The following is a 5,902-nucleotide window of genomic DNA, read 5'->3' on the forward strand; positions in this document are numbered from 1 at the left end:
CGGTCCGGCCGACGCCGGCGGGCACCGGTCGGCACCGGCGGGCACCGGTCGGCACCGGCGGGCACCGGCGGGCGGGTGAGTGTGGCCCAAGTGGCGGGCGGCAGGGGCGCGAGTGGGGTTTCTTGCACTCTTTTACGGGACCCGCGCCCCCGGAACACCGCCGCTGCCGTAGAGTCAACGATCGACTCATCGGGCGCAGTTGGTCCGCTGCCTGTGGAGGGTTCATGACGCAACGCGGCAGACACCGCCGACGCAGGCGGAGCAGAGCACTGCGCGGAGCCCTGACCGGCGCCGCCCTGGCGCTGACCGCCGCCGCCACGATGATCAGCACCTCGCAGGCCGAGGTCGCCGACGGCCCCGGCGGGCTGAAGCCGCTCACGGCGGCCGCCGACACCGCCCGGCTCGACCTGACGGAACACCAGGTGCCCCGCCGCTGGCTCGGCCGGCTGTCCGCGTCGATGGGCTCCCCGGTGGGCGTCGACACCGTCCTGGCCTCCGCCGACCGCACCCTGCGCCCCACCGACGACTGTACGGACACCGAGCGCGAGTCCCTGCCGATAGCGCCCGCCGCCACCCGCGCCTACTGCTGGGACGACGCCGACACCAGCGGCTGGTCCCCGGGCGCCGTGACCACCTCGGCCGACGCGGACGACGACGGCCGCTGGGGTGCCGACCAGGTGATCCTGTCGGCCTGGTCCCGCGAGGACAGTGCCACCGGCGGCCGGATGGCCCGGGTCTCCTTCGTGGACGCCGACGGCAGCGGCCGGCCGCGCTACACCTCCGCCCTGCTGGTCCTGCCGGTCGACGGCGGCCGGGACTACCGGCCACTGGCCTCCACCGTCACCGGCATGGTCTGGTACCAGGACAAACTGCTGGTCACCGCCGACGCCGGGGACCGCAACGCGCTCTACGTCTACGACCTGAACCGCATCCAGCGCACCTCCGCCGACACCACCGCCGTGGGCCGGGTGACCGGCGGCTGGTCGGCCGACGGGCACCGCTACGTACTGCCCGCCGTCGCCTCCTACGCGACGGGCACCGCCCCCGGCGCGGCCCGCCCGGACGTCCTGTCGCTGGACCGGGGCACCGCGCCCGACAGCCTGGTCGCCGCCGAGTCCGTGCCCGTGGACGACGACCGCCCCACCCGGCTGTGGCGCTACCCGCTCAGCACCGACCCGGACCGCACCGGCCTGCCGGCCACCGACTCGGCCGGCCGGACCGAGGTGCGGGAGGCGTACCGGACCGGGGCCCGCGGCATCCGCGGCGTGCTGTCGTACCAGGAGGCCGGCACGGCCCGCCCGCAGTGGTACCTGGGCGCCGCGGTCGGCACCCCGGACGGGCGCGGCACCCTGTGGCGGGCGGACCCGCACGGCGCCCGGGCCACCGAGTGCGGCGCCGACCGTTCGCAGCGCTGCTGGAGCGGCGCGGCGGGTTCGCTGTCGTACGCGCCGCGCACCGGCGAGCTGTGGTCGCAGTCGGGCCACACCCTGTTCGCGCTCCCGCTGGACTCGGTCGACGACGCACTGGGCTAGCGCCTGTCGGCGGCGGCTCTTGTCAGGTGCTTTGTCGACAGCGGCCCCGCTCAGGTGATTTTCTGACCGCCATGACCACCATTCCCGTGACCACCTGGTCCCTGGAGCAGACGGCACCGACCGACCTGCTGCCGTCCGACGCCCCGCGGGGAGACGTCCGGGTGGTGCGCGCCGAGGTGCCCTCGCCGGAGTTCAGCCGCTTCCTCTACACCGCGGTGGGCGGCGACGTCCGCTGGACCGACCGGCTGACCTGGACGTACACCCGCTGGCTGGAGCACCTGGCACGGCCCGGCGTGGAGACCTGGGTCGGATACGAGAGCGGGACGCCCGCCGGGTACGCGGAACTGGCCGGCGGAGCGGACGGCACGGTGGAGATCGAGTACTTCGGCCTGATCCCGGCGTTCCGGGGCCGCCGGATCGGCGGGCACCTGCTGTCGTACGCCACCGCCCGCGCCTGGGACCTCGGGTCGCGGCGGCCGGAACTGCCGCCGACCAAGCGGGTCTGGCTGCATACCTGCAGCAAGGACGGGGAGCACGCGATGGCCAACTACCAGCGGCGCGGCTTCCGGCTGTTCGACACCAAGGTCGAGACGGAGACCGAGGTGTCCGCCCCCGGACCGTGGCCCGGCGCTTTCCCGTCCTGACCTGCGCCGAAACGGCCGGAACCGGCCCATGTGACCCACGCCACGCCCGTCTCATCAAACGAGACAATGGTGTCCACATTCCGGATTAAGCTGGACTGTGTCCAGATCGCCGTGCCACGCTTCCGTCATGTCTGGAACTGGAATTGCCTTGGTGAGTCGGCGGCACGTCGACCTCGGCCGCATGTCCAGCGCCATTTGTCCGGCGCGCTGAGAGTTCCCCAGCAGCACCGGTCTCTCCCCTTCGCCTGAACTCTCGCGCGACGTCGCGCCCGTATGCCCATGCGCCCGCCCGCGCAGGTCAGAGCCCAATTTCGCCTGTCTTGAAGGACGTGTCCACGATGGCCGCCACCCCGCCCGAGCCTGCCGCCACGACTCCCCGCCGCAAGGTGAGCCGTCACCGCGGCGAGGGTCAGTGGGCCGTGGGTCACTTCACCCCGCTCAACGGCAACGAACAGTTCAAGAAGGACGACGACGGTCTCAACGTGCGGACACGCATTGAGACGATCTACTCCAAGCGGGGCTTCGACTCGATCGACCCCAACGACCTGCGCGGCCGGATGCGCTGGTGGGGCCTGTACACCCAGCGCCGCCCCGGTATCGACGGCGGCAAGACGGCCGTGCTGGAGCCGGAGGAGCTGGACGACGAGTACTTCATGCTCCGGGTCCGCATCGACGGCGGGGCGCTCACCACCCGGCAGCTGCGGGTGATCGGCGAGATCTCGCAGGAGTTCGCCCGGGGCACCGCCGACATCACCGACCGGCAGAACGTCCAGTACCACTGGATCCGGATCGAGGACGTGCCGGCCATCTGGGAGCGTCTGGAGGCCGTCGGCCTGTCCACCGTCACCGCGTGCGGCGACACGCCCCGCGTGATGATCGGCTCGCCGGTCGCGGGCATCGCCGAGGACGAGATCATCGACGGCACGCCGGCCCTGGAGGAGATCAAGCGCCGGGTGCTGGGCAACCCGGCGTACTCGAACCTGCCGCGCAAATTCAAGACCGCGATCTCCGGGTCGCCGGTCCTGGACGTGGTGCACGAGATCAACGACGTCGCGTTCGTCGGCGTCCGCCACCCCGAGCACGGGCCGGGCTTCGACCTGTGGGTCGGCGGCGGGCTGTCCACCAACCCCAAGCTGGGCGTGCGGCTGAACACCTGGGTGCCGATCGAGGACGTGCCCGACGTCTACGAGGGCGTCATCTCGATCTTCCGCGACTACGGCTACCGGCGGCTGCGCACCCGCGCCCGGCTGAAGTTCCTGGTCGCCGACTGGGGTCCGGAGAAGTTCCGGCAGGTGCTGGAGGACGAGTACCTCAAGCGCAAGCTCACCGACGGCCCCGCGCCGGACGAGCCGGTGGCCCGCTGGCGCGACCACATCGGCGTGCACCGGCAGCGGGACGGCCGCTACTACGTCGGCTTCGCGCCGCGCGTCGGCCGGGTCGATGGCACCACCCTGACCAAGATCGCCGACCTGGCGGAGGCGCACGGCTCGGGCCGGGTGCGGACCACCGTCGAGCAGAAGATGATCGTCCTCGACGTCGAGGAGGGCCGGGTCGACTCGCTGGTCGAGTCGCTGGAGGCGCTGGACCTCACCGCGAGGCCGTCCACCTTCCGGCGCGGCACGATGGCCTGCACCGGCATCGAGTTCTGCAAGCTGGCCATCGTCGAGACCAAGGCGCGCGGCTCCCAGCTCATCGACGAACTGGAGCGCCGGCTGCCGGAGTTCGACGAGCCGCTCACCATCAACCTCAACGGCTGTCCCAACGCCTGCGCCCGTATCCAGGTGGCGGACATCGGTCTCAAGGGCCAGCTCGTCGTCAACGCCGAGGGCCGGCAGGTCGAGGGCTACCAGGTGCACCTGGGCGGCGCGCTCGGCCTGGAGCCCGGCTTCGGCCGCAAGGTGCGCGGTCTGAAGGTCACCTCGGACGAGCTGCCCGACTACATCGAGCGGGTCCTCAAGCGCTACCAGGCCGAACGCGAGGACGGCGAGCGGTTCGCCACCTGGGCGGCGCGAGCCTCCGAGGAGGCCCTGAAGTGAGCGAGCGCGCCGCCCCGTTCTACTGCCCCTATTGCGGCGACGAGGACCTGCGTCCCCATGAGCAGGGCCACGGCGCCTGGGAATGCGCGGCGTGCAACCGCGCATTCCAGTTGAAGTTCCTCGGGCTGCTGGCCCGGGGCCTTCAGCCCAACCCCTCGGGAGGGGAACCGATATGACGGCGATACAGGAAGAGCGTACGACCGAGGATCTCAAGGCACTCGCCGAGCGGGCGGGCCGCGACCTGGAGGACGCCTCCGCGCTGGAGATCCTCCAGTGGGCCGCGGACACCTTCGGCAACCGGTTCTGTGTGACCTCCTCCATGGAGGACGCGGTGGTGGCCCACCTCGCCGCCCGCGCGATGCCCGGCGTCGACGTGGTGTTCCTCGACACCGGCTACCACTTCCCCGAGACGATCGGCACCCGGGACGCGGTGGAGGCGGTGATGGACGTCAACGTCATCACCCTCACCCCGAAGCAGACCGTCGCCGAGCAGGACGCCGAGTACGGGCCGAAGCTGCACGACCGCGACCCCGACCTGTGCTGCGCGCTGCGCAAGGTCAAGCCGCTGGAGCGGGGCCTGGCCAACTACCTGGCCTGGGCGACCGGGCTGCGCCGCGACGAGTCCCCGACCCGGGCGAACACCCCGGTGGTCGGCTGGGACGAGAAGCGGCAGAAGGTCAAGGTCTCCCCCATCGCCCGCTGGACCCAGGACGACGTGGACGCCTACGTCACCGAGCACGGCGTCCTCACCAACCCCCTGCTGATGGACGGCTACCCGTCCGTCGGCTGCGCCCCCTGCACCCGCCGGGTGCTGGAGGGCGAGGACGCCCGGGCCGGCCGCTGGGCGGGCCGGGCGAAGACCGAGTGCGGGCTGCACTGATGACCCCCACCCCGCAGACTCAGACCCCTCGGATCCAGATCCCCCGGATTCAGACCCCCCAGATTCAGGAGAACGACGTGACGAGCGGAGCCACCGTCTGGCTCACGGGCCTGCCGAGCGCCGGCAAGACGACCATCGCCCACGAGCTGGCCGGCCGGCTGCGGGAAGCGGGCCGGGCCGTCGAGGTGCTCGACGGCGACGAGATCCGCGAGTTCATCTCGGCGGGCCTCGGCTTCAGCCGCGCGGACCGGCACACCAACGTCCAGCGCATCGGCTTCGTCGCCGAACTGCTCGCCCGCAACGGCGTGCTCGCCCTCGTCCCGGTCATCGCCCCGTACTCGGACAGCCGCGACGCGGTCCGCAAGCGCCACCAGGAGAACGGCACCCCGTATCTGGAGGTGCATGTCGCGACCCCGGTCGAGGTGTGCAGCGAGCGGGACGTGAAGGGGCTGTACGCCAAGCAGGCCGCCGGTGAGCTGACCGGGCTCACCGGGGTCGACGACCCGTACGAGGAGCCCGTCGCTCCCGATCTGCGCATCGAGTCGCAGGACCAGACCGTCCAGGAGTCCGCCGCGGCGGTGCACGCCCTGCTCAGCGAAAGGGGACTGGCATGACGACGACCGTGGCGACCGCCGAGGAGGGCACGGACAGCCCGTACGCCCTCTCGCACCTGGACGCGCTGGAGTCCGAGGCGGTGCACATCTTCCGCGAGGTGGCGGGCGAGTTCGAACGGCCGGTGATCCTCTTCTCCGGCGGCAAGGACTCCATCGTCATGCTCCACCTGGCGCTGAAAGCCTTCACCCCCGCCCC

The 5,902-nt window shown here is 71.9% G+C and carries 8 protein-coding genes; all 8 read left to right on the forward strand.

Going from position 1 to position 5,902, the window contains the following annotated elements; all coding sequences use genetic code 11:
- Positions 1 to 224: 224 nt before the first annotated feature.
- Positions 225 to 1,532 carry a hypothetical protein gene (locus AB0G32_RS40080; protein ID WP_361175928.1) on the forward strand — a complete coding sequence of 436 codons (1,308 nt, stop codon included), beginning with the start codon at positions 225 to 227 and terminating at the stop codon, positions 1,530 to 1,532.
- 71 nt (positions 1,533 to 1,603) lie between these two features.
- Positions 1,604 to 2,176, forward strand: a complete 573-nt coding sequence (locus AB0G32_RS40085; protein WP_361175931.1) for a GNAT family N-acetyltransferase — start codon at positions 1,604 to 1,606, stop codon at positions 2,174 to 2,176.
- Between the two features lie 127 nt (positions 2,177 to 2,303).
- Positions 2,304 to 2,387 (forward strand): putative leader peptide, encoded by an 84-nt coding sequence (locus AB0G32_RS40090; protein WP_310591794.1) that lies wholly within the window; start codon positions 2,304 to 2,306, stop codon positions 2,385 to 2,387.
- 127 nt (positions 2,388 to 2,514) lie between these two features.
- A complete protein-coding gene (locus AB0G32_RS40095; protein WP_361175934.1) occupies positions 2,515 to 4,212 on the forward strand; it encodes a nitrite/sulfite reductase in 1,698 nt (565 codons plus the stop codon).
- Positions 4,209 to 4,388 (forward strand): hypothetical protein, encoded by a 180-nt coding sequence (locus AB0G32_RS40100; RefSeq protein ID WP_361175937.1) that lies wholly within the window; start codon positions 4,209 to 4,211, stop codon positions 4,386 to 4,388. The genes AB0G32_RS40095 and AB0G32_RS40100 overlap by 4 nt, the downstream gene beginning before the upstream one ends.
- A complete protein-coding gene (locus AB0G32_RS40105) occupies positions 4,385 to 5,092 on the forward strand; it encodes a phosphoadenylyl-sulfate reductase (protein WP_361175940.1) in 708 nt (235 codons plus the stop codon). Before AB0G32_RS40100 ends, AB0G32_RS40105 begins: the two co-directional genes overlap by 4 nt.
- Positions 5,092 to 5,706: an adenylyl-sulfate kinase gene (gene cysC / locus AB0G32_RS40110; protein WP_361175943.1), complete on the forward strand. Its 615-nt coding sequence runs from the start codon at positions 5,092 to 5,094 to the stop codon at positions 5,704 to 5,706. Before AB0G32_RS40105 ends, cysC begins: the two co-directional genes overlap by 1 nt.
- A partial coding sequence (locus AB0G32_RS40115) for a phosphoadenosine phosphosulfate reductase family protein (protein ID WP_361175946.1) occupies positions 5,703 to 5,902 on the forward strand: 200 nt, incomplete at its 3' end. The genes cysC and AB0G32_RS40115, both read left to right, overlap by 4 nt.

Source organism: Streptomyces sp. NPDC023723, from assembly GCF_040639815.1.
Classification (GTDB): domain Bacteria; phylum Actinomycetota; class Actinomycetes; order Streptomycetales; family Streptomycetaceae; genus Streptomyces.